The organism is Caulobacter sp. GW821-FHT11A05 (genome assembly GCF_058809015.1).
In genome coordinates, this window is record NZ_JBXASF010000001.1 from 361,480 (window position 1) to 383,881 (window position 22,402).

Annotated in this window: 21 protein-coding genes and 1 pseudogene; 15 read left to right on the forward strand and 7 right to left on the reverse strand. The window is 69.6% G+C overall.

Going from position 1 to position 22,402, the window contains the following annotated elements:
• Positions 1 to 177: 177 nt before the first annotated feature.
• Genes AC1RSK_RS01635 through AC1RSK_RS01650 form a run of 4 tightly spaced genes read left to right on the forward strand, consistent with a single transcriptional unit; the run spans position 178 to position 4,349 of the window.
• The gene (locus AC1RSK_RS01635; protein ID WP_492904935.1) at positions 178 to 1,914 is read left to right on the forward strand and encodes a gamma-glutamyltransferase family protein; all 1,737 of its coding nucleotides are present in this window, start codon (positions 178 to 180) and stop codon (positions 1,912 to 1,914) included.
• Positions 1,911 to 2,840 carry a dihydrodipicolinate synthase family protein gene (locus tag AC1RSK_RS01640; protein WP_492904936.1) on the forward strand — a complete coding sequence of 310 codons (930 nt, stop codon included), beginning with the start codon at positions 1,911 to 1,913 and terminating at the stop codon, positions 2,838 to 2,840. The genes AC1RSK_RS01635 and AC1RSK_RS01640 overlap by 4 nt, the downstream gene beginning before the upstream one ends.
• Before the next feature lie 11 nt (positions 2,841 to 2,851).
• Positions 2,852 to 3,637: an SDR family oxidoreductase gene (locus AC1RSK_RS01645; protein ID WP_492904937.1), complete on the forward strand. Its 786-nt coding sequence runs from the start codon at positions 2,852 to 2,854 to the stop codon at positions 3,635 to 3,637.
• Between the two features lie 13 nt (positions 3,638 to 3,650).
• A complete protein-coding gene (locus AC1RSK_RS01650; protein WP_492904938.1) occupies positions 3,651 to 4,349 on the forward strand; it encodes a ribonuclease activity regulator RraA in 699 nt (232 codons plus the stop codon).
• 19 nt (positions 4,350 to 4,368) lie between these two features.
• Here the strand turns inward: AC1RSK_RS01650 and AC1RSK_RS01655 are convergent, their stop codons facing one another.
• The 4 genes and pseudogenes from AC1RSK_RS01655 to AC1RSK_RS01670 all read right to left on the reverse strand — a co-directional run.
• Entirely contained in the window at positions 4,369 to 4,809 is a 441-nt protein-coding gene (locus AC1RSK_RS01655; RefSeq protein ID WP_492904939.1) for a hypothetical protein, read from the reverse strand.
• Positions 4,810 to 4,878: 69 nt separating this feature from the next.
• A complete protein-coding gene (locus AC1RSK_RS01660; RefSeq protein ID WP_492904940.1) occupies positions 4,879 to 5,232 on the reverse strand; it encodes a hypothetical protein in 354 nt (117 codons plus the stop codon).
• A 175-nt stretch (positions 5,233 to 5,407) separates the two neighbouring features.
• A complete protein-coding gene (locus AC1RSK_RS01665) occupies positions 5,408 to 5,752 on the reverse strand; it encodes a hypothetical protein (RefSeq protein WP_492905398.1) in 345 nt (114 codons plus the stop codon).
• 169 nt (positions 5,753 to 5,921) lie between these two features.
• Positions 5,922 to 6,065, reverse strand: a pseudogene (locus tag AC1RSK_RS01670) (LuxR C-terminal-related transcriptional regulator); the annotation flags it as partial.
• Between the two features lie 191 nt (positions 6,066 to 6,256).
• Between AC1RSK_RS01670 and AC1RSK_RS01675 the strand changes: the two are divergent.
• On the forward strand, positions 6,257 to 6,748 hold the full coding sequence (locus AC1RSK_RS01675) for a phasin family protein (protein ID WP_492904941.1): 492 nt from the start codon (positions 6,257 to 6,259) through the stop codon (positions 6,746 to 6,748).
• 129 nt (positions 6,749 to 6,877) lie between these two features.
• On the opposite strand, the gene AC1RSK_RS01680 is transcribed toward AC1RSK_RS01675, so the two are convergent.
• Positions 6,878 to 7,459 carry a TetR/AcrR family transcriptional regulator gene (locus AC1RSK_RS01680; RefSeq protein ID WP_492904942.1) on the reverse strand — a complete coding sequence of 194 codons (582 nt, stop codon included), beginning with the start codon at positions 7,457 to 7,459 and terminating at the stop codon, positions 6,878 to 6,880.
• A gap of 99 nt (positions 7,460 to 7,558) precedes the next feature.
• Between AC1RSK_RS01680 and AC1RSK_RS01685 the strand changes: the two genes are divergently transcribed.
• The 5 genes from AC1RSK_RS01685 to AC1RSK_RS01705 all read left to right on the forward strand — a co-directional run bounded on the left by AC1RSK_RS01685 (position 7,559) and on the right by AC1RSK_RS01705 (position 13,230).
• Positions 7,559 to 9,250: an alpha/beta fold hydrolase gene (locus tag AC1RSK_RS01685; RefSeq protein WP_492904944.1), complete on the forward strand. Its 1,692-nt coding sequence runs from the start codon at positions 7,559 to 7,561 to the stop codon at positions 9,248 to 9,250.
• A gap of 12 nt (positions 9,251 to 9,262) precedes the next feature.
• Positions 9,263 to 10,126: an alpha/beta fold hydrolase gene (locus AC1RSK_RS01690; RefSeq protein ID WP_492904945.1), complete on the forward strand. Its 864-nt coding sequence runs from the start codon at positions 9,263 to 9,265 to the stop codon at positions 10,124 to 10,126.
• 261 nt (positions 10,127 to 10,387) lie between these two features.
• Complete coding sequence (locus AC1RSK_RS01695; protein ID WP_492904947.1) at positions 10,388 to 11,668, forward strand: NAD(P)/FAD-dependent oxidoreductase; 1,281 nt, start codon at positions 10,388 to 10,390, stop codon at positions 11,666 to 11,668.
• 264 nt (positions 11,669 to 11,932) lie between these two features.
• Positions 11,933 to 12,586: a glutathione S-transferase family protein gene (locus AC1RSK_RS01700; RefSeq protein WP_492904949.1), complete on the forward strand. Its 654-nt coding sequence runs from the start codon at positions 11,933 to 11,935 to the stop codon at positions 12,584 to 12,586.
• A complete protein-coding gene (locus tag AC1RSK_RS01705) occupies positions 12,586 to 13,230 on the forward strand; it encodes a glutathione S-transferase family protein (RefSeq protein WP_492904950.1) in 645 nt (214 codons plus the stop codon). Before AC1RSK_RS01700 ends, AC1RSK_RS01705 begins: the two co-directional genes overlap by 1 nt.
• Positions 13,231 to 13,246: 16 nt before the next feature.
• Here the strand turns inward: AC1RSK_RS01705 and AC1RSK_RS01710 are convergent, their stop codons facing one another.
• Both AC1RSK_RS01710 and AC1RSK_RS01715 read right to left on the reverse strand, forming a co-directional pair.
• Complete coding sequence (locus AC1RSK_RS01710) at positions 13,247 to 14,521, reverse strand: dicarboxylate/amino acid:cation symporter (RefSeq protein ID WP_492904952.1); 1,275 nt, start codon at positions 14,519 to 14,521, stop codon at positions 13,247 to 13,249.
• 199 nt (positions 14,522 to 14,720) lie between these two features.
• A complete protein-coding gene (locus AC1RSK_RS01715; RefSeq protein ID WP_492904954.1) occupies positions 14,721 to 17,174 on the reverse strand; it encodes a S9 family peptidase in 2,454 nt (817 codons plus the stop codon).
• A 175-nt stretch (positions 17,175 to 17,349) separates the two neighbouring features.
• Here AC1RSK_RS01715 and AC1RSK_RS01720 point away from each other — a divergent pair, with 175 nt between their 5' ends.
• From AC1RSK_RS01720 to wecB, 5 genes are all read left to right on the forward strand, one after another.
• Positions 17,350 to 17,835 carry a hypothetical protein gene (locus AC1RSK_RS01720; RefSeq protein ID WP_492904956.1) on the forward strand — a complete coding sequence of 162 codons (486 nt, stop codon included), beginning with the start codon at positions 17,350 to 17,352 and terminating at the stop codon, positions 17,833 to 17,835.
• A gap of 42 nt (positions 17,836 to 17,877) precedes the next feature.
• Positions 17,878 to 18,801, forward strand: a complete 924-nt coding sequence (locus tag AC1RSK_RS01725; protein ID WP_492904958.1) for a nucleoside hydrolase — start codon at positions 17,878 to 17,880, stop codon at positions 18,799 to 18,801.
• A complete protein-coding gene (locus AC1RSK_RS01730) occupies positions 18,798 to 19,652 on the forward strand; it encodes a ribokinase (RefSeq protein ID WP_492904960.1) in 855 nt (284 codons plus the stop codon). Before AC1RSK_RS01725 ends, AC1RSK_RS01730 begins: the two co-directional genes overlap by 4 nt.
• Positions 19,653 to 19,957: 305 nt before the next feature.
• Positions 19,958 to 20,890, forward strand: coding sequence for an isopenicillin N synthase family dioxygenase (locus tag AC1RSK_RS01735; protein ID WP_492904962.1), 933 nt, complete (start codon positions 19,958 to 19,960; stop codon positions 20,888 to 20,890).
• A 358-nt stretch (positions 20,891 to 21,248) separates the two neighbouring features.
• Positions 21,249 to 22,379: a non-hydrolyzing UDP-N-acetylglucosamine 2-epimerase gene (gene wecB / locus AC1RSK_RS01740; protein ID WP_492904964.1), complete on the forward strand. Its 1,131-nt coding sequence runs from the start codon at positions 21,249 to 21,251 to the stop codon at positions 22,377 to 22,379.
• The last annotated feature ends 23 nt before the right edge of the window (positions 22,380 to 22,402 follow it).

The following is a 22,402-nucleotide window of genomic DNA, read 5'->3' on the forward strand; positions in this document are numbered from 1 at the left end:
GGGTCGGATGAGGGGGCGCACCGGCCTCGGGCACAGCCTGTCGCCGCCATCTCATCGCAGCTGAACGACCTGGGAGCCCCCTCATCCGTCGGCTTCGCCGACACCTTCTCCCGCGAGGGGAGAAGGGACCTCTCACGGCGGCTTCGCCCGCAAAGCCTACCTTCAAGAGTTCGACTCGTGATCGTCCAATTGGCTCGAACGACGCTGGCGGCGATAGCAGCCTCGTCGCTGCTCAACGCCACAGCCTTCGCCCAGACGCCGCCCGCCGCCCCCCAGGCCGGCGCCCCGGTCCCCGGCTTCGTCGCCGCCGCCAACCCCCTCGCGGTCGAGGCCGGCCTCTCGGTCCTGCGCCGGGGCGGCAGCGCCGCCGATGCGGCGGTGGCGGTACAGGTCATGCTGGGCTTGGCCGAGCCGCAGTCGAGCAGCATCGGCGGCGGTGGCTTCGTGATGCACTACGAGGCCAGGACCGGGAAGGTTACGGCCTGGAACGGCCGCGAGATGGCTCCCAAGGGCGCGACGCCCGACATGTTCCTCGATGACGACGGCGCGCCGCTCAGGAAGCCGGACGCCATCCGCGCCGGCCGTTCGACCGGCGTCCCGGGGGCCATGGCCGTGCTGGAAGCGGTGCAGGGCCGCTTCGGCAAACTGCCCTGGAACAGCCTGTTCGAGGACACCGCCCGCACGGCCGAGGACGGGCTGGTGGTCACCCCCCGGCTGGCCGATCAGATCCGGCGCTTCGCCTCGTCCGACAAGTCACCGGACGGCGCCCGCTACTTCTCCGGTCCCGACGGCAAGCCGCTGGCTGCCGGCGACCTCCTGAAGAACCCGGCCTACGCCGCCGTCCTGCGCCGCATGGCCGCCGAGGGCTCGAAGGTGCTCTACGCCGGCCCCATCGCCGAGAAGATCGTCGCCCGCACCCGCGCCGCGCCGCTCGGCGGGACCATGACCCTGGAGGACCTGGCCGGCTACCGGCCGCAGGAGATCGCCTCCCTCTGCCGGCCCTACCGGGTCTACATCCTCTGCGTCCCCTCGCCGCCGGCCAGCGGGGTGGGGCTGCTCGAACTGATGGGCCTGCTGGAGCGCACCGACATCGCCGCGCGGGGCCCGGACGATCCCCAGGCCTGGTACCTGTTCGCCGAGTCCAGCCGGGTGATGTACGCCGACCGCGACCGCTACGTCGGCGACCCGCGCTTCGTGTCTGTGCCGGTCGAAGGCCTGCTGACCCCCGCCTATCTCGACGCCCGCGCCAGGGAGGTCGGCCCGAAAGCCCGGGGCGGGGAGATCGCCGCCGGCCGTCCGCCGGGCGCCCGAATGGTCGGCATCGACGCCACCGCCGAAGTCCCGGGCACCACCCACTTCGTCGTCATCGACGCCGAGGGCAACGCCGTCTCCATGACCACCACCATCGAGTCCTTCTTCGGCTCGGGCCGGATGGTCGAGGGCTTCTTCCTCAACAACCAGCTGACCGACTTCTCCTTCCGCCCGAACGAGAAGGACGGCGCCCCCGCCGCCAACGCCGTGGCCGGCGGCAAGCGGCCGCGCTCGTCGATGACCCCGGTGATCATCCTCGACGCCAAGGGCCGGTTCGTCGGCGCGGTCGGCTCGCCGGGCGGCAACGCCATTCCCGCCTATGTCGCCAAGACCCTGGTCGGGGTCCTCGACTGGGGCCTGCCGATGCAGGCCGCCATCGACCTGCCCAACCTCGTCTCGCGCGGCCCAGACTTCAACGGCGAGGCCCAGAAGTTCAGCCCGGCCATCCTCGAAGGCCTCAGGGCGCGCGGCGTCGAGGTCAAGCGCGGCGCCGGCGAGGAGAGCGGCATCCACGGCGTCATCCTGCGCGCCGACGGTTCGATCGACGGCGGCGCCGACGGGCGCCGCGAGGGCCAGGCCCGCATCCTGATGGTGAAACCATGACCCGCCTGACCGCTGACACCGCCGGCGTCTACGCCATCGCCGTCACCCCGTTCACCCCGGAGGGCGCCATCGATGACGCCTCCGTCGACCGCATGATCGACTGGTACGAGCAGACCGGGGTCAGCGGCCTGACCATCCTCGGCATCCTCGGCGAGGCGCCCAAACTCGACGCGGCCGAGGCCCTGGCCTTCGCCAAACGGGTCATCAAGCGCAGCAAACTGCCGATCATCGTCGGCGTCTCGGCGCCCGGCCTGGTCGCCATGTCCAGCCTGGCCAAGGCCTCGATGGACGCCGGCGCCGTCGGGGTGATGATCGGCGGCCAGCCGGCCCTGCGCACCGATGACCAGATCGCCACCTACTTTTCCCAGGCCGCCGAGGCCGTCGGCGAGGACACCCCCTGGGTGCTGCAGGACTACCCCCTGGCCCTCACGGTGCAGATCGCGCCCGGCGTCATCCGCCGCGTGGTCCAGGAGAATCCGAACTGCGTCATGCTCAAGCACGAGGACTGGCCGGGGCTGGAGAAGATCGCCGCCCTGCGCCGCTTCCAGGCCGAGGGCGCGATGCGGCCGATCTCCATCCTCTGCGGCAACGGCGGCCTGTTCCTCGATTTCGAGGTCGAGCGCGGGGCCAATGGGGCGATGACCGGCTACGCCTTCCCCGAGATGCTGGTCGATGTGGTCGGGATGACCAAGGCCCGGCGGCGCGACGACGCCCATGACCTGTTCGACGCCCACCTGCCGCTGCTGCGCTACGAGCACCAGCAGGGCGTCGGGCTTGCGGTCCGCAAGTACGTCCTGCAACGGCGCGGCGTCATCGCCAGTGATACGATGCGCAAGCCCGCCCCCGTCCTTACGGCGGCGGCCAAGGCCGAAGTGGACTACCTTCTCGCCCGGCTCGCCCTGCGCGATCCACGCGCCGCCCTCTAGAAAGACCTCCCATGGACCTTGGCATCGCCGGCAAGACCGCCCTCGTCCTGGGGGCCAGCAGCGGCCTGGGCCGCGCCATCGCGCTGGGCCTGGCCCAGGAGGGCGTCAACCTCGCCCTGGCCGCCCGCCGCGCCGAGCTGCTCGCAGGCCTGGCCGCGGAGTGCGAGGCGGCCGGCGTGCGGGCCCTGCCGATCGCCTGGGACCTCGCCGACCGCTCGGTGATCGACGCCAACGTCTCGGCCATCGAGGCGGGCCTCGGCCCCGTCGACATCCTGATCAACAACACCGGCGGCCCGCCGCCGACCCCCGCCGCCGGCCAGGACCCCGAGCTGTGGATCGCCCAGTTCAACGCCATGGTCGCCAGCGTCATCGCCATCACCGACCGTGTCCTGCCGGGCATGCGCCAGCGCCGGTTCGGCCGCATCCTGACCTCCACCTCCTCCGGCGTCGCCGCCCCGATCCCGGGCCTGGCCCTCTCCAACGCCCTGCGCCTGTCGCTGGTCGGCTGGTCCAAGACCCTGGCCGGCGAGGTCGCCAGGGACGGCGTCACCTGCAACGTCATCGTCCCCGGCCGCATCGCCACCGACCGCATCCGCTTCCTCGACGAGAAGCGGGCCGAGCGCGAGGGGCGCAGCCTGGCCGCCGTCGAGGCCGCCAGCCTCGCCGCCATTCCCGCCGGCCGCCTCGGCGAGCCCGCCGAATACGCCGCCGTCGCCGCCTTCCTGTGCAGCGTCCCGGCCGCCTACGTCACCGGCTCCGTCGTCCGCGTCGACGGCGGCCAGATCCCCAGCCTCTAGCGAAACGAACCTCATGTCCCCCGAAACCAAGGCCGCCCTCGAAGGCGTTTCCACCGCCACCCTGACCACCATCCTGCTGAAGAAGGGGTTGCGGAACGTCTGGCTGCGCGGCGCCGCGCCCTGGTCGTCGGGGACCCGCCGCATCGTCGGCGAGGCCTTCACCCTGCGCTTCGTCCCGGCCCGCGAGGACCTGGCGACGCCCGAATCCTGGGCCTCGCCGACCTCGACCCGCGCCGCCATCGAGGCGATGGAGGCCGGCGTCATCGCCGTGATCGACGCTCAGGGGGTGACCGACGCCGGGGTGTTCGGCGACATCCTCTGCGCCCGCATGGTCAGGCGCGGGGTCGCCGCCATGGTCACCGACGGGGTCATCCGTGACGCCGTCGGCGTGCGCGGCACGGGCCTGGCCGTCTGGTGCGCCGGCGTCGCCGCCCCGCCCTCGGTGGCGGGCCTGACCTTCGTCGGCTGGCAGGAGCCGGTCTCGATCGGCGGCGTCGCCGTCTTTCCGGGCGACGTCATCAGCGCCGACGAGGACGGCTGCGTGGTCATCCCCGCCGCCCTGGTCGAGGAGACAGCCCAGCTCGGCGTCGAGCAGGAACGCTTCGAGGGCTGGGTGGTCAGCGAGGTCGAGCGCGGCGTTCCGCTACCCGGCCTCTACCCGCCCAACGCCGAGACCAAGGCCCGCTATGAGGCCTGGAAGGCGGCGCGTTAGGCCGGCGATGGGGCGAGCCTCAGCTGGCCCCGCGCTGAACCCTTAGGTCGCGACGCTGACGGAGGACATAGCTGATGGTGCCGACCAGGATGGTCACCAGGAGCAGATGCCCGACGATGTTCAGGCCGGTGGTGTAGACCAGGCTGGTGATCTTCATCTGGGCCCAGAAGGCCAGGTGAAGCAGCACGCTCAATCCCTGCACGGCGGCGGCGAACAGGGTCCACCAGCGGTCGGCCATGAGGGCGAGACCGATCAGGATCACGAAGAAGGCGATGTCCAGCCACATCATGCTGAACTGCACATCGTTCCAGCGGCGGTCCGGCAGGACGAAGGTGAGCATGGTGGCCATCAGCACCAGCAGGCCGACCAGCCGTTCCGGGCCCCCGCCGCGCCACATGGCAAAGCCCGTCACCAGGAAGGTGATGCTGAAGTTGAAGATGAACCAGACCGGCAGCGACACGAAAAAGGGTCCCGCGTTGACGGGACCCTTTCTGGCGCCAATTTGGGCTTATGCCAATTCAGCCGTGTATCAGGCCGCCTTCACTTCCTTGAGGTAGACGCCGGTGGGGACCGGTTCGGTCTCCGGCTTGTCGCTGCCCGGGCCGACGGCGTAGCGCTTGAGCCCCAACTGGTCCTGGGCCACGGCCAGGGCCTTGTGGGTGGCGATGATGGTGCGGCGCGCCTGGGTCAGGTGGGACAGCGTCTCGCTGGCGCACTCGAAGGCGTCCTGGGCGTACATGACGGATAGATTGGCCTGCTTGCGGACCGCCGGCATGGTCACCGCCAGCCCGGCCACCTTCGCCAGGGCAATGTCCAGGGCGTCTTCCGCCTCGAACAGCTGCTTGGCCACAGCGTCCACCGCAGCGCGTCGTTGATGCAACATAGTCGCCTCCCTGTGCCCCCCCGCGGGGCGCTTGTGTGAAGTCCGGGCGATCCGCCCGGATCACCTCAGGGGCGGATCAGTTGTTGCAGTGCCACCAGGCCGGAAAGGGCGCCGCCGAAGGTCATCGCCGCGATCACCATGATCAGCACGATGAGCCCCAGCCGCTGGACCGGGCCTAGCGTATTGAGCTGTCCTCCGACTCCGGCGGATAGAAGTCCCCATCCATCACCGCGAAGGCCGCGCAGAGGATTTCCCGCAGCACCATCTCGGGCGGCAGCCAGCGGGATTGCTTGCGGACCGCGGAAATCAGTTCCGGCGTCGCGGCCGCCATGGCCGGGCTGGAGGACAGGCTGACGAGCTGACGCTCCAGCTGCTCCCAGGTCCACACCGGCAGGGGTGTTCCCGTTTGCGGGGTGCGCTGGAACGAAGCCTCGAAGCGATCGACTTCCTGCTTCATCCACAATGCCTGGCTGAGGCCCGGGGTCGCGATACCGGCTTGATGGTCGTTGGCGGGTGTCATGCTCGGCTCCAGTTGTTGGAGCAGAGACTGAGCCGTGATCCGGCCCCTTCGCCATGACACCCGTCACGCCTGACACGTCGTGTGTCATGCCATCTTCGGTGTTTCGCAGCAGCCGCGCCGCCGCGAAACGGTCGTCCATGCCCAGCCGCTCAAGGGCGTTGCGGACATGGTTGGAGACCGTGTGGTTCGAAAGGCCGAGGCGGCGGCCGATCTCCTTGCTGCTGAGGTGCTCGTCCACCAGCCACAGGATTTCACGCTCGCGCTTTGTCAGCCGCCCGAGCTTGCCATCCTTTTCGTCGTCATTCCCGTCCATGTGAATAACCCGACGTTTTCCCAGTCCGGGGCGCAGGTCCACCGTAGGTTCGCTGCCGTCCCCCAAAACCCCTGGCTGTAAGCATAACGCAGTTCTGGCTTAGGCCTAGAATGATCTTTCTAGACGGCTCCACTAGATCATGGGGCCATTCGCCGCTCCCCCGGCGTCAGCAAGCATTCAAGGAGCCTTCCATGGCCGCCGCCAAGAAGACCAAGACCGACAAGAAGCCCGCCGCCGAAACCGGCGCCGACCTCGACATCGCCCGCAAGATCTGGCTGGCCGGCGTCGGCGCCTATGGCCGCGCCTTCACCGAAGCCAAGGACAGCGCCGAGAAGCTGGCCCAGGGCGCGACCGAAGCCTTCGACCAGCTGGTCGCCAAGGGTGAAGTCATCGAGGACGAGGTCCGGGGCCGCATCGCCGCCGCCCCGACCGGCAAGAAGGTCGTCAGCCTGGTCGAAGACCTGACCAAGCAGTCGAAGGAGCGCCGCGCCGCCCTCGAAGAGCGTATCGGCAAGGTCCGCAAGTCGCTGACCGAAACCTTCGCCCCCTACAACCTCGCCGCCCTCGGTGAGGCCGTGCAGGCCCTGACCGCCCAGGTCGAGGCCCTGACCGGCGAAGTCGCGGCCCTCAAGGCCGAGAAGGCCTCGAAGAAGACCGCCGCCAAGACCGACGAAGCGGCCTGATATCTTCCGGCGGCCAGGCGTCCGCGTAGCGATCCTCCCCCTCCCCCCAAGGGATCAGGATGCCCCCAGGGTCTGCTCTGCAGACCCGGTCTCTTACTTTGCATCATGACGGGCGCCGCAAGGCGGCTGTCATGATGCGAGAGACGCCGCCGGAAGCATGACCTGGGCCGCCGCCCGAGCCACGAGCTCTCGCGGCGGCCCAGTGTCGCCCCGCAGTTCCAGGGCGATGGCGTGGAAGACGATGCCGGTGGCCAGCTGGCCCGCCAGTCCGTCCCGCGCCTGAGCCTCCGCCTTGATGGCCCCCGCCTTGTGCAGGGCCTTCAGGACATCCCCCAGCCCCGAAACCAGGCTCGTCATCACCCGCCTGGCCGCCGCCGCCGCCGCCTCGTTCCCCAGGGCCAAGGCCGGTTCGCGCCAGAAGAAGCGGGCGTCCCAGGCCTCCTCGACCAGGATATGGACATGGGTCCACAGGGTTTCGACATCGGGGCGGGCGGCGCAGGCCTTGCGCATGGCCTCCAGCACCATCTCGATCTCGGACGCGTGGGCCGTCATCAGCTCGGCCAGAATCTGGGGCTTGCCCTTGAAATGGTAGTAGAGGTGGCCGGCGCTCATGTTCAGGGCCGAGGCGATGTCGACCGCCGACAGCGGCCCCACCCCCTCGGCGTTGAACAGCTCCCGAGAGGCCTCGAGGATGCGGTCGCGCGTCTTCACCCTGAGCGTCCCCCGTTGACTTCGCGTCACGTCCGTCCAGCATATGCCCTCAAGGCGCAGCCGGGCGAGAACGATCTGGCGCGCGGGAGGAAACGATCGATGACCAAGCCCGGAATCCGCCTCGACAGCGGCGGCGCCACCGACAATGCCGGCGGCCTCAACCCGATCGTCGGGGTGGCGCGGGAAGACCTGATCGGCGCCGTCGGCGTGCTGCTGCGCGAGACGGCCGGCCGGCCGGTCAAGACGCTGAAGCATGTCGCCGCCTTCAACGGCGAGCTGGTCAAGATCCTGACCGGCAAGTCGGAGCTGGAATCCGGCCCCAAGGACAAGCGCTTCGCCGACCCGGCCTGGCGCTACAACCCGCTCTACAAGGGCGCGATGCAATATTACCTGGCCGTCCAGAAGGGCGTCGCCGGCTGGATCGACGATGTCGAGTTCGACGAGCTGGAGCGGGCCCGGGCCAACTTCGTCACCGGCATGATCCTCGACAGCCTGTCGCCGTCCAACACCCTGATCGGCAATCCCTCGGCCGTGAAGCGGGCCTACGACACCGGCGGCGGCTCGCTGCTCAAGGGTCTGAAGAACGCCTACGACGACATGACCAAGAACGACGGCATCGTCAGCCAGGTCGACAAGCGCCCCTTCAAGGTCGGCGAGAACCTGGCCAACAGCCCCGGCGCCGTCGTCTATCGCACCGAGATGATGGAGCTGATCCAGTACCAGCCGGCGACTGAAGCTGTGCATGAGATCCCGCTGCTGGTCATCCCGCCGCAGATCAACAAGGCCTACGTCAACGACCTGTCGCCGGACAAGTCGATGGTCCGCTACATGACCGCTCAGGGCTTCCAGGTCTTCCTGGTCAGCTGGCGCAACCCGACCAAGGAATACGCCCACTGGGGCCTGGGCGACTATGTCGACAGCCTGATCGACGCGACCGACGTCATCGCGAACATCACCGGCTCCAAGAAGGTCAACGTCTCCGGCGCCTGCTCGGGCGGCATCACCACCGCCACCCTGCTTTCCAAGCTTCAGGCAAAAGGCGACGACCGCATCAACGCCGTCTCGATGATGGTCTGCGTCCTCGATCCCGACCCGGGCGACTCCGAGGCCGGGGCCCTGACCTCCAAGCACGGCATCCAGATGGCCCGCGAGCGGTCGGCCAAGAAGGGCATCCTGGAGGGCTCATCCCTGTCGCGGACCTTCGCCTGGCTGCGGCCCAACGATCTCGTTTGGAACTACGTCATCAACAACTACCTGCACGGGGACGATCCGCCGCCGTTCGACGTGCTGTTCTGGAATAACGACAGCACCAACCTGACCGCCACCCTGCACAGCGACTACCTGTCGGTCTACGAGAACCAGCCGTTCCGCAACCACGGCGAGGTCGAGATGGCCGGGCACAAGGTCGACCTGTCGGCGGTCAAGAACGACCTCTTCGTCGTTGCCGGCGTCACCGACCACATCACCCCCTGGAAGGCCTGCTACCGCCTGACCCAGCTGATCGGCTCGCCGAACGTCGACTTCGTGCTCAGCCAGGCTGGCCACATCCAGGCCCTGCTCAACCCGCCCGGCAACCCCAAGGCCAAATACTTCCACAGCGCCGAGCGGCCCGGGCCCTCGATCGACGCCTGGATGAACGGCCAGGCCGAGGAAAAGGCCGGCAGCTGGTGGCCCTTCTGGGCCAGCTGGCTGGGCGAGCGTTCGGGACCCACCAGGCCGGCGCCCAAGACGCTCGGCTCGAAGAAACACAAGGCCATGGAGCCGGCGCCCGGCCTCTATGCGTTCGAATAAAAGGAACCTCCATTGACCGCTTCCCGCAAAACGGCCGCGCAAGGCCAGCCCGAGTTCTCGATGCTGAGGGCGGGCGGCCGCATGCTGCGGGTCGCGGTCTGGAAGGCCCAGGGCCCCAAGTCCGGCCACGGCCGGCCGCTGCTGTTCTTCAACGGCATCGGGGCCAACATCGAGCTGATGGCGCCCCTGGCCGACTGGTTCCCCGACCGCGACCTGATCACCTTCGACATGCCCGGCGTCGGCGGCTCGCCCAAGGCGACCGTGCCCTACCGCCCCTGGACCATGGCCTGGACGGCCGCCCGGCTGCTCGACCAGCTGGGCTATGACCTGGTCGATGTCATGGGCGTCAGCTGGGGCGGGGGTCTCGCCCAGCAGTTCGCCTTCCAGTTCCCGAAGATGACGGGGCGCCTGGTGCTGGCCGCCACGTCGGCCGGCATGATCATGGTGCCGGGCGACCTCAAGTCGCTGAGCAAGATGGCCGACCCCAAGCGCTATGTGGACCCCGAGTTCATGCGCAAGAACTTCGAGGCCCTCTACGGCGGCGAGACCACCGGCGCCGACGGCCACATCGGCCGCATCAGCCCGCCTTCGCGGTCCGGCTACCTCTACCAGCTGATGGCCATGAGCGGCTGGACCAGCGTGCCCTTCCTGCCCTTCGTAAAGGCCCCGACCCTGGTGATGATGGGCGACGCCGACAGGATCGTCCCCCTGGTCAACGGCAAGTTCCTCTGCGCCCTCATCCCCAACGCGCGGCTGGAGATCATCAAGGACGGCGGGCACCTGTTCCTGGTCAGCAAGGCCAGCGTCAGCGCGCCCCTGATCCGCGAGTTCCTCGACGAGGAACGGGTGAAGGTCCGGCGGAAGAAGGCGGCTTAGAAAAAGGCGGCGCAAGCGCTCCGCTCTCCCCCATGAAATGGGGGAGTGGCTTTGGCGAGCGCTGCAAGCGAGCCAAACCGAGGGTGTTCCCACCGGCGGCGCAAGGCTAGTCACCAACCGCCGGCGCGGCCCCGCCTCCTGGTCCGTCGCTGACGCTCCGAACCGTCCTCCGCCCCCTCGCGGGGGCGGAGAGCGAACCCGCTTCCCCCACACGCCCAACAGGCCTAAACCCCACCGTAGTCAGCGGAAGGGGATAGCCGCATGCACTACGACATCGTCATCGTCGGCGGCGGCGCCGGCGGCCTGGAACTCGCCGCCCAGCTGGGGCGCAGACTCGGCCGGCGCCGGGGCGCGGAAAAAGTCCTGCTCATCGACCGCACCGTCTTCCACATCTGGAAGCCGACCCTGCACGAGGTCGCCGCCGGCACCCTCGACACCCACCAGGAGGGGCTCAGCTACCCCATCCTCGCTCGCCGCAACCATTTCAGCTTCACGCTCGGCGAGCTGTCGGCCCTCGACCCCGCCGCCCGCCGCCTGACCCTCGCGGTCATGACCGACGAGCAGGGCAGGGAACTGGCCCCCGAGCGGTCCATCACCTTCACCCATCTGGTCCTGGCCATCGGCGGCGGCGCCAACCTGTTCGGCACCCCGGGCGCCGAGAAGGCCCGCCTCCTCGAAAACACCGCCGACGCCGAGCGTTTCCACACCCGCCTGCTGACCGCCTTCACCCGCGCCAGCTTCGCCGCCGAGCGGTCCCTGGCCATCGCCATCGTCGGCGGCGGCGCCACGGGCGTGGAGCTGTCGGCCGAGCTGATCGAGGCCCACAACGAGTTCATCGACGGCCTGGCCAAGGACCAGCGCTTCCGCCTCGACATCACCATCCTGGAGGCCGCCGAGCGCATCCTCGGCGCCCTGCCGGAGAAGATCTCCGACCAGGCCCAGCTGGCCCTGGAGCGCAAGGGCGTGAAGGTGCTGACCGCGGCCAAGGTGCTGTCGGTCGAGGACGACCGCGTGGTCACCTCCAAGGGCGACATCCCGGCCTCGATCATCGTCTGGGCGGCGGGGGTCAAGGCGGCCGACAGCAACACCACGCTGGGCCTGGAGACCAATCGCCTCAACCAGATCGTCGTCAACGAGCGGCTGGAGACCTCCGCCGCCGACATCTGGGCCATGGGCGACTGCGCCGCCGCGCCCTGGACGGAGGGCCGCACCATCCCCGCCCGCGCCCAGGCCGCCCACCAGCAGGCCGACTACCTGGCCAAGGTGCTGACCGCCCGCCTGGCCGAACGCCGCCACGAGGCCCCGTTCCAGTACCGCGACTTCGGCAGCCTGGTGTCGCTCGGCGAAAGCCGCGGCGTCGGCTCCCTGATGGGCGGTTTGGGCGGTCCCAACTTCTTCATCGAGGGCCTGATCGCCAAGTGGATCTACATGAGCCTCCACCTGGCCCACCACCGGGCGATCCTGGGGACGACGAAGACGATCGTGCTGGCGCTGGCGCGGCTGCTGCAGGAGCGGGTGTCGGGGAGGCTGAAGCTGCACTAGGGCGACGCGTTGTACCTCCCTCCCCTTTATGGGGAGGGACAGACCGCGAAGCGGTCAGGGTGGGGAAGTCGGATGCAGCGCGCCCGGAGCCCGTTGTCTTGGAACCCCAAGACCGCCACCGTTCGAGCTTGAACCTGAGTGCCCCACCCTGCGAGGCTTCGCCTCGCTGTCCCTCCCCATAAAGGGGAGGGAGGAATTCCTCGCGAGGTTGACGCGCCTAGCGGAAACCGGCGCAGCGTCCCTCCCAAACAGGGAAACGCCGCCATGCCCCACCCGGCCATCGAACTCCTCGAACACCCGCTCTCGCCCTACGCCCAGAAGGTCAAGATCGCCCTGGCCGAGAAGGGCGTCCCCTTCGTCGCCCGCATCCCCGGCGCTATCGGCTCGGGCCAGGTCTCCGACGCCTTCGCCCGCGCCAACCCACGCGGCGAGGTGCCGGTGATCCATGTCGAGGGCCAGGCCATCTTCGACTCGACCATCATCCTGGAGTTCATCGAGGACCGCTTCCCGGACCCCCCGCTGCTGCCCGCCAGCCCCGCGGACCGGGCCCGCGTCCGCATGATCGAGGACCTCGTCGACACCCACTACGAAGCCATCACCTGGGGCCTGTCCGAGATCGCCAACTTCAAGCGCGCCACCGGCGACCAGGCCGCCGCCATGCGGGCCAGGGCCGGCGAGGAACTGGGCCAGCTCCACGCCTGGCTGGAAGCCCAGCTCGGCGACCGCCCCTGGTTCAACGGCGAGGCCTTCGGCTGGGGAGATCTCTGTGTTGCGCCGTTCGTGGCCGGGGCCATCGGCTTCGGCTTCCCGCCGACCGGCAAGCTCTCCGAGTGGTTTGCCCGCGCCGCCGCCCGCCCCTCGGTGGCCACGGCCATTGACCAGGCCCGCGCCCCGGTCGCGGGGCTGGGAGCGACCTGATGATCCAGCTCTGGCACTGCGCCGACGCCCGCTCCTTCCGAGCCCTCTGGGCCCTGGAGGAGCTTGGCCTGCCCTATGAGCTGAAGCTGCTGCCCTTCCCGCCGCGCATCCGCCAGCCCGACTACCTGGAGGTCAATCCGCTCGGCACCATCCCCTTCCTGGTCGACGGCGACACCCGGATGAGCGAATCGGCGGCCATCACCCAGTACCTGGCCACCCGCGACGGCCCGACCACCTTGAGCATCCAGCCGGGCGAGGCCGAGTACGGCGCTTGGCTCAACTGGCTGCATTTCGGGGAGGCGACCCTGACCTTCCCCCAGACCCTGGTGCTGCGCTACCGCGTCTTCGAGAAGGGCCGGGCCGAGGCGGCGGCCGACGATTACGAGCGCTGGTTCTTCGCCCGCCTCAAGGGTCTCGACCGGGCCCTCGCCGACGGTCGCGAGTGGCTGGTCGCCGGCCGCTTCACCGCCGCCGACATCTCGGTCGGCTACGCCCTGCTTCTGGCCCGCAGCATCAGGATCGACAGCGGCTTCCCGCCCGCGGTGGCGGCCTATTGGCAGCGGTTGCAGGGGCGCGAGGCCTTCCAACGCGCCAAGGCGGCCCAGAAGGATGATACGGTAGAGGCCCCGGCCTTCCCCACCTAGTCTCCGCCATCCCGGATCAGCCCTGCGGGCTGTCCGGGATGACGGCGGTTGGGATTTCCCGCTCGCCCTTGGCCAGCATGGTCGTCACCCCCATGTCGGCGGTGACGTTGCCCAGGGTGCGGAAGATGTCCGGCACCACCTCGACGGCCAGCAGGATCGGCAGCAGGTCGATCGGCGCCCCAAGCGCGATGCAGATCGGCGCGACGCTGGCGAAGAAGCTGATCTGGCCCGGCAGGCCGACCGAGCCGACGGCCACTGCGAACGACACCAGGATTGCCCCGGCGATCTGTGGCAGGCCCGGCTCGACGCCATAGAGGTGGGCCACGAACAGGGCGGCGGCGAGGTTGGCCACCGGGCTGGTGGCGCGGAACACGGCCACGGCCAGCGGCAGCACCAGGCCGGTGATGCGGACCGGAACGCCGAGGTTGTCGCGGGTGCGCTCGATCATCAGCGGCAGGCTGGCCAGCGACGATTGGGTGGAGAAGGCCACGGCCAGCACCGGCCCCGAGGCCCGCAGGAACTCCCCGAACTTCGCCGCCCGGCTGACGGCCACGACGAGGAACATGATGACGGTGATCGATGCGGTGATGGTCGAGACGATGACGATGTACTGCAGCAGGGTGGCGGCGCTGGCGATGCCGGTGCGCAGGCCGACGCTCAGCGACAGGGCGAACACTCCGACCGGCGCCGCCCACAGCACCCAGCGCACCACGTTGAGCATGGTCTCGGCCACGCCCCGGAACACGGTCAGCAACGGCTGCTTGAGCTCGTCCGGCAACCGGCTGGCCCCGAAGCCGAAGAACACCCCGAACACCACCAGCGGCAGGATGGCGTCCTCGACGGCGGCCTTCAGGGCGTTGGCGGGGGCCAGGCCTTTCAGGAAGTCGGCCAGGGTCGAGGCCTGGGCGGCGGCGGCGTCCGGCGCCTGGGCGCTGGCCCGCAGGGCGGCGCCGGCGGCCTCGTCGATCGGCCACAGGGCCAGCCAGCCCTGGGTCATCAGCACGCTGTAGGTGGCGAACACCACCAGGAAGACGCCGAACAGCAGGATGGCCCTGGCCGCCAGCTTGCCGGTGGCGGCGGCGTCAGCCACCGAGGCGATGCCCAGCACCAGCAGGGTGAAGACCAACGGCACGATGGTCATGCGCAGGGCGTTGAGCCACAGGGAGCCCAGCGCCTCGACGATGCTCATGCCATCCTGGACCGCTTTCGGCGCCCAGACCTGCAAGGCGGCGCCGACCAGCAACCCGAGGATCAACGCGATCAGCACGCGGACGGCGAGGGACTTGAGCATCGTTTATTCCTACCGGTTCAGGGGGTGAACGTTGCCTGTTAGCGGTGTGGCCGCAACCCCCAACCGTCATCCCGGCCGCAGGGCGCAGCCCGGAGAGCCGGGACCCAGGGGCGACCGCGCCGAACGCGGCGGCCGCCCGAATCGCGCTCCGTCCCTCCTGGGTCCCGGCTCTTCGCTTCGCTACGGCCGGGATGACGAGCTATTTGGGTCGAGCCGGCGCCTTCTTCACATACCGGTCCATCCAGTCGGTCATCTCCCACAGGGTGTGCAGGGTCGATTCCCGGGCCCGGTAGGCGTGGGCCTCGTTGGGCAGCACGACGTAGCGCGCCGTCGCCCCGGCCCCCTTCAGCGCCGCGAAGAACCGCTCGCTCTGGATCGGGAAGGTGCCGGAGTTGTCGTCCGCCCCGCCGTGGATCAGCAGGATCGGCTCGTTGATCTTGGTGGCGAAGGTGAAGGGGCTCATCTTCGTGTAGGTGTCGGTCGCCTCCCAGTAGGTGCGCTGCTCCGACTGGAAGCCGAACGGCGTCAGGGTGCGGTTGTAGGCCCCGGAGCGGGCGATGCCGGCCCGGAACAGGTCGGTGTGGGCCAGCAGGTTGGCGGTCATGAAGGCGCCGTAGCTGTGGCCGCCGATGGCGATGCGGTCGCGGTCGGCCACGCCCATGTCGACCACCGCCTTCACCGCCGCCTCGGCGTCGGCGGTCAGCTGTTCGATGTAGGTGTCGTTGGGCTGCGTCCCCTTCTCGCCGACGATCGGCATCGAGGGGTTGTCGAAGATGGCGTAGCCCTGGGTCAGCAGGAACAGATGGCTGATGCCGCCCGGCCGGGTGAAGCGGTTGGAGCGGTCGACCGTCTGGCCCGCCACCCCGGCGTCGGTGAACTCGGCCGGATAGGCCCACATCAGCATCGGCAGCGGCCCGTCGCGTTGGGCGTCGTAACCGGCCGGCAGATAGAGGGTGCCCGACAGCTGCACCCCGTCGGCCCGCTTGTATTTCACCTCCTGCTTGCTGATGCCGGCGAACTGCGGGGCCGGGTCAGGGATGCGGGTCAGCTGGGCCAGCTTGCCCGCCTTGACGCCGCGCAGGAAGAAGTTGGGGTTGTCGGTCCGGCTCTCGCGCCGGGTCAGCATCACCAGCCGCTCGTCGTCGATGAGGTCGAGAACCATCTCGTAGTGGCTGGCGCTGGAGGTCCACAGCCGCTTGCTGGTCCCGTCCTCCAGCGACATCTCCGACAGGAAGGGGAAGCCGCCCTTGGGCGTCGCCCCGGCCCCGCTCATGAACATGCCCCGGCCGTCGGGGGTGAAGTGGATGACCTGCCGGCCGTTGGGCAGGGCGGTCATCAAGACGTCGCCCGGGTCGTCGTACTGGCCCTGGTAGTTGCGGCTGACCAGCACCTTGGGCGCGCCCGGATGGGCGGGGTTCACCGCCAGCCGGGTCTCGTGACGGGTGTCGAACCAGGCGCTGTGCACCACGGCCAGGTCCTTGCGGCCCCAGTCGACGCCGCTGAACCGCTCGGCCAGGTCCACCAGCGTGGTCGGGGCGGCGGTGAAGGGCGCGGCCTGCATCAGCACGCGGTCGTGGATGTCGACCTTGGTGCGCGGATCGCCGCCGTCCTGGGCCTCGACCCAGTAGAGGGTGGCCGGGGCGTCGTCGCGCCAGCCGACGCTGCGCGGCCCGGTCACCACCGCGTCGAACGGCGGCGGCAGGTCGTCGGCCAGCGGCCGGTCGACGACGGCCTTCACCACTGTCCCGTTCCAGTCGACGACGGCGATTTCGGTCGGGAAGCGGCCCGAAGGCACGATGTAGCTGAACGGCCGCTTGACCCGCGTCGTCAGGATGTAGCGGCCGTCGGGCGAGGCCGTGGCGCCGCTGTAGAGCCCAGGTTTGCCGATGGGTTTCAGCGCTCCGCTGGCCAGGTCGATGCGGACCAGCTGGCTGGTGAAATAGTGCTCGAACATCGCCTCGTCCTGCGGCGAGGCCAGCAGGTCCTGGGCGGTGCGCACCGGCGCGGCGCGGCCCTTGCTCTCCTGCACCAGGGGACCGCTCGGGGTCGTCGTCGCGGCCGGCGGTTCGCCCCGGCCGGGCGGCACGATGCGGGCCAGGAAGCCGCTGCTGTCCGGCAGCCAGCCGTAGGCCGCGCCGAACGCCGCGTTCAGCCTGGCGTCGCTGACCCGGCGGCTGTCGCCGGTCTTCGGATTGACCACCCACAGCTCCAGCCCGTTCCTGGCCTCGGCCATCATCGCCAGCCAGCGGCCGTCCGGCGACCAGGACAGGCTGAGCGACCGCAGGCCCTCGGGCAGCCGGGCCTTCACCTCGGCCCCGCCGTTGACGGTGATGAAGCTCAGGGAGCGCAGATAGGTGGTGCGCGCCTCGATCGGGCCGTTGGTGCGCGGGTTCAGCCGCGTGCCGGCCAGCCGCAGGATCGGCTCGGAGACCGCCGCGATCGAGGGCAGGTTCTCGCGGCCCATCACCGCGATCAGGCTGCGGTCGCGCGACGGCACGATGACCGGCGTCGGGTCGGCGTCGAGAATCTGCGGAATCGGCGCGGGCGGCAGGCGATAGCCGTCAGCCGGCTGGGCCAGGCCCGCCATCGGCAGGGCGATGAGCGCGGCGGCGAGCAACGCTACCGCTGGCGCGAAGCGAAGAGATTGGCGCATGGAGACCCCCGACGTCCGACCCGAAGAGGACCCGATCATCCCTCGTGGCGCGACATCTTGTCCAATCCTCGTTTTGGGTCGCTGCAACGCTTGAGCTATGCCCAGATTGGTGCAGATTACTCGTGAGTAGCTTATTCGCTCAACACCAGAAAATGCGCTCCGGGGGGACGCACCCATGCCTCAGTCCGCTCTCAAGACGACCGACTTCCCGTCGGCGGTGAACGACGAAACGACCCTCGACCAGAAGCGCATCGTCGCGCGGCTGGGCTCTCGCTGGTTCCTGCAGAGCCTGACCCTCGTGAAGAGCTTCGGCGGCGGCGACATTCTCGACGGCCTGATCCTTCTGGCCATCACCGACGCCAACACCCGCCACCTGAACGGCCCCGACGGCCGCTACCAGGCCAGCAACGACATCCCGCCCAACGACGCCCGCCGTCCGGTCAGTGTCTATGTCGTGGCCCGCGAGCTGGGCATCTCCTACGAGACCGCCCGCCGCCACGTGCAACGGCTGATCAAGACCGGCAAGATCGAACGGGTCGAGGAGGGCGTCGTGGTCCCCGACGCGGTGTTCGCCGCCTACGAGACGCAAGGCCTGACCGCCAAGAACTACGCCAACACCCGTCGCTTCCTCGACCAGATGCGGGAGGTCGGTGTCATCTAGCCCTACTTGCGGCCGGGCCCTGGTCCGGCCGACAATGGGCCGGTGTCACATTCCACCCTGATCATTGACTGCGATCCGGGGGTCGACGATGGCGTCGCCCTGCTGCTCGCCTTCGCCAGCCCCGAGCTGAACATCCTTGGCGTCACCACCGTGGCCGGCAACGTCGCCGCCGCCCTGACGGCCCGCAACGCCCGCATCATCCGCCAGATCGCCGGCCGTCACGACGTGCCGGTGCTGGCCGGCTGCCAGCGGCCGATGGTGCGCGTCCCCGTCGAGGCCGGCCACTTCCACGGCGATTCGGGCCTTGGCGACCTGGCGCTGCTCAAGGTCGCGGACGAGCCCGGCCCGCACGCGGTCGATTTCCTGGTCCGCACCCTGATGGAGCGCGAGGCCGGCACGGTCGACGTGGTCGTCACCGGCCCCTTCACTAACCTGGCCGTGGCCATGGTGCTGGAACCGGCCATCATCGGCCGTCTGCGCCGGGTGGTGGTGATGGGCGGGGCGCGGGCCGAGGGCGGCAACATCACCGCCTCGGCCGAGTACAACATCTTCGCCGATCCGCATGCGGCCCATGTGGTGTTCGCCAGCGGCGCCGCCGTCATCGTCCACGGCCTGGACGCCACCCACCAGGTGCGGGCCACCGAGGAACGCATCGCCGCCATCGAGGCGTTGGGCAATCCGCGCGCCGCCGCCGCCGCCAGCCTGCTGCGCTTCTCGCGCCAGATCGAGCACGAGATCGTCCGCGGCCTCGACGCGCCGCTGCACGACCCCTGTCCGATCGCCTGGCTGGTCGCGCCGGAGCTGTTCGAGACCGTCCCCTGCGAGGTCACCGTCGAGACCGCCTCGCCGCTGACCCTGGGCCACACCGCTGTCGAGTTCCGCGCCGCCGCTGGCTCGCCGCACCGCTGGGTGACGACCGCGAACGGGCAGGGGGTCTTCGACTTGATCACCGCGAGGCTGGCATGAGCGTTTCCCTCACGGTCGTCGGCTCGATCAACCTCGACTTCGTGGCCACCGCCGCCACCCTGCCGGCCCCCGGCGAGACGATGACCGGCGCATCCCTTGCCCGCCACCCCGGCGGCAAGGGCGCCAACCAGGCCCTGGCCGCCCGCCGCCTCGGCGCCAATGTCCAGATGATTGGGGCGACCGGCAAGGACGGCATGGCCGACGAGGCGCTGGGCCTGTTGCGCCGCGACGGCGTCGACCTCTGGGGTGTGGCGACCAAGCCGGACCTGGCCAGCGGCGTCGCCCTGATCGCCGTATCAGCCGAGGGCGAGAACCAGATCGTCGTCGCCCCCGGCGCCAACGCCGGCGTCTCCCCCGCCGACCTGCCCAACACGCTGGAAGGCGCGGTCATCTTGCAGCTGGAACTGCCGATCCCGACCGTCGCCGCCGCCGCTGAGCGCGCCACCGGTTTCGTGGCCCTGAACCTCGCCCCCGCCGCGCCGGTCCCCCAGACCCTGCTCGACCGCGCCGACCTCTTGATCGTCAACGAGACCGAAGCCGCCTTTTATGGCGAGACCCTGCACCAGTCCCCAGGACTGGTCGCCGTCACCCTCGGCGGCGCCGGCGCTAAGCTGTTCAGGGATGGCTTGGAGATCGCCTTGGCCGCTCCGCCGCCGGTCGCCGTGGTCGACACCACCGGGGCCGGCGACTGTTTCGTCGCCGCCCTCACCGTCGCCCTGCTGGAGGGCCAGTCGCCGGCCGAGGCCCTGGCCTTCGCCTGCACGGCCGGCGCGCTGGCGGTGACCAAGGCCGGAGCCCAGCCTTCCTTGCCCTGGCGGGCCGAGGTCGAGGCGAAGTTGCTCAGCCCTTGATTCCCCCCTTTCACCCCATCCACCGACCGTCCTCGCGAAGGCGAGGACCCATGCATAGGTGGCGGCGGGCAATCGATCGGAACACCCTGAACCTCCGGTCACCGGCCACCCGCCTATGGGTCCTCGCCTTCGCGAGGACACACGGTGGTGAGGGGAGGTCGCGATCAAACTGGGTCCCGACATGGGCCGCGCCGCACTTCGTGTCGCCGGGATGAGCGGATTTGATGGGGCTAACCGGCTGATCTCTTTTTGAATCCGCCCGCACAGAGTCTAGGCTCCGCTGCTTCCGATTTGAGACACGACAGATGACCCGCCACGTTCCCGAGCTTAGCCTCAAGGCCTACACCCACGGCGACGCCGCCAGCCGCGCCAAGTTCTCCGCCGACCTGTTCCGGGGTCTCAAGCAGTACGGCTTCTTCACCCTGGCCGACCACAACGTCTCGCCGCAGCTGCTGGAGCAGGCCTACGGCCTGGCCGAAAAGGTCTTCGCCCTGCCCGAGGCCACCAAGCAGGCCTATGCCGCCGGCATGCGCGGCTACACCCCCTTCGGCGTCGAGCACGCCAAGGACAGCGCCAAGCCCGACCTCAAGGAGTTCTGGCAGATCGGCCATGACCCCTCGCCGGACGCCCCCGCTGACGAGCCCTTCCCCGAGAATGTCTGGCCCGCCGAGATCGCCGAGTTCCAGGATGTCTTCACCCGCCTGTTCGCGGCCCTGAACGAGACCGGCCAGATCCTGCTCCGCGCCCTGGCGCCGAACCTCGGCCTGCCGGAGGACTATTTCGACGACCGGGTCCGCTACGGCACCTCCCTGCTGCGCGTCCTGCACTATCCGCCGATCAACGGCGACCCGGACGGCGCGGTGCGCTCGGCGGCGCATGAGGACATCAACTTCATCACCATCCTGGTCGCCGCCAAGGGCGCCGGCCTGCAGCTGCTCGACCGCGACGGGACCTGGCTGCCGGTCGAGACCGCGCCCCGCAACCTGATCGTCGATTCCGGCGACATGCTGCAGCGCCTGACCAACGGCGTCATCCCCTCGACCACCCACCGGGTGGTCAATCCGCAGGGGGCCGAGAACGCCAGCCGCTACTCCATGCCCTTCTTCATGCACCCCACCCTGGCCACGCGGCTGGACGTCCTGCCGCAATGCCTCGGGGACGAGGGCAAGAAGTATCCGGACATCTCGGCCGGCGAGTTCCTGCATGAGCGGCTGAAGGCGATTGGGCTGGCTGGCTAGTATCAGCCGAAAGTTCGCCCCCCCCCTTCCGCTCATCCCGGCGAATGCCGGGACCCATTTCATAGGGCGCCATCGGTCAGGACTCGTGCCTTCAGGCACGGCGGGGCTTGGGTTGAGACATTCAATGCCGTGCCCAAGGGCACGCTCCCTTGCCACCGCGCCTTACGAAATGGGTCCCGGCATTCGCCGGGATGAGCGGTAGAAAATAGGACAGGAGCCTCGAACCCTCCCAATCCCTACTCATCCGCCCGGTTTATGAACGCCAGCCAACGGCGACCTCAGACAGAGTTCAATCGAACGCCGTCATTCCTCCACATATGGGGCGGCGACGGGTCGCCCCGGTCAAAGGAATACGACCGTGAGGGTGGCGATTGTGGCCGGGACCCGGCCCGAGGTGGTCAAGCTGGCGCCTGTAAAGGCGGCGCTGGCGACGAAGACGGGGTTCGACCCCATCTGGATCTCGACCGAGCAACAGGCGGCGCTCAACCGCCAGACCCTGGCGACGCTGGGCATCACCCCCGACCTCAGCCTTGCCCCCCCGGCCGACAACGCCAGCCTCGGCGCCCGCTTCGCCCATGTCATGGGCCAGCTGGACGAGGCCTATGAGCGCTCCGCGCCCGAGCTGGTGATCGTCCAGGGCGATACCTCGACCACCGCCGCCGGGGCCCTGGCCGCCTTCGCCCGCCGCATCCCGGTGGCCCATGTCGAGGCGGGCCTGCGCACCTTCGACCTGACCAGCCCCTTTCCGGAGGAGGGCTGGCGCTGCGTCGTCGGCCAGCTGGCCGATCTCCACTTCGCCCCGACGGGCGTCGCCGCCGCCAACCTGCATCGCCAGGGGGTGCATGAGGACCGGGTGTTCGTCACCGGCAATACCGGCGTCGACTCCGTGCGCCTCACCGCCGCCGGCATCGCGCCCGAGCCGCTGACCGCCGGCCTGCGGCGGATCATGGTCACCCTGCACCGGCGCGAGAACTGGGGCGAGCCGCTCGACCAGGTGCTGGGCGCCCTGCTGGACATCCGCGACCATGTGCCGGACGTCGAGATCGTCTTCGTCGCCCATGCCAACCCGGCCCTGCGCCAGCGGGTGTTCGCCGCCCTGCAAGGGCAACAGCGCGTCCGTATCGTCGGGCCTCTGGAATACCCCGACTTCCTCAGCCTGCTGAAGAGCTGCGTCGCCATCCTGTCCGACAGCGGCGGCGTCCAGGAGGAGGCCCCGGTGTTCGGCGTCCCCGTGCTGGTGCTGCGCGAATCCACCGAACGGACCGAGGCGGTGACCGCCGGCGTCGCCCGGCTGGTCGGCGTCACCCGCCACGGCGTGGCGGCCGCAGGTTGTCTGCTGCTGACCAACGAGGACGAACGGCACAGGATGGCCAAGGCCCTCAGCCCGTTCGGCGACGGCTACGCCGCCGAACGGATCGCCGAGATCCTGACGCGGCAATATGCCGGCAGACTTGCGGCCGGGGCCGTGGAAAGGCTGAATGCCGGTTAACCCTTTTCAAGGGTTGGGGGATT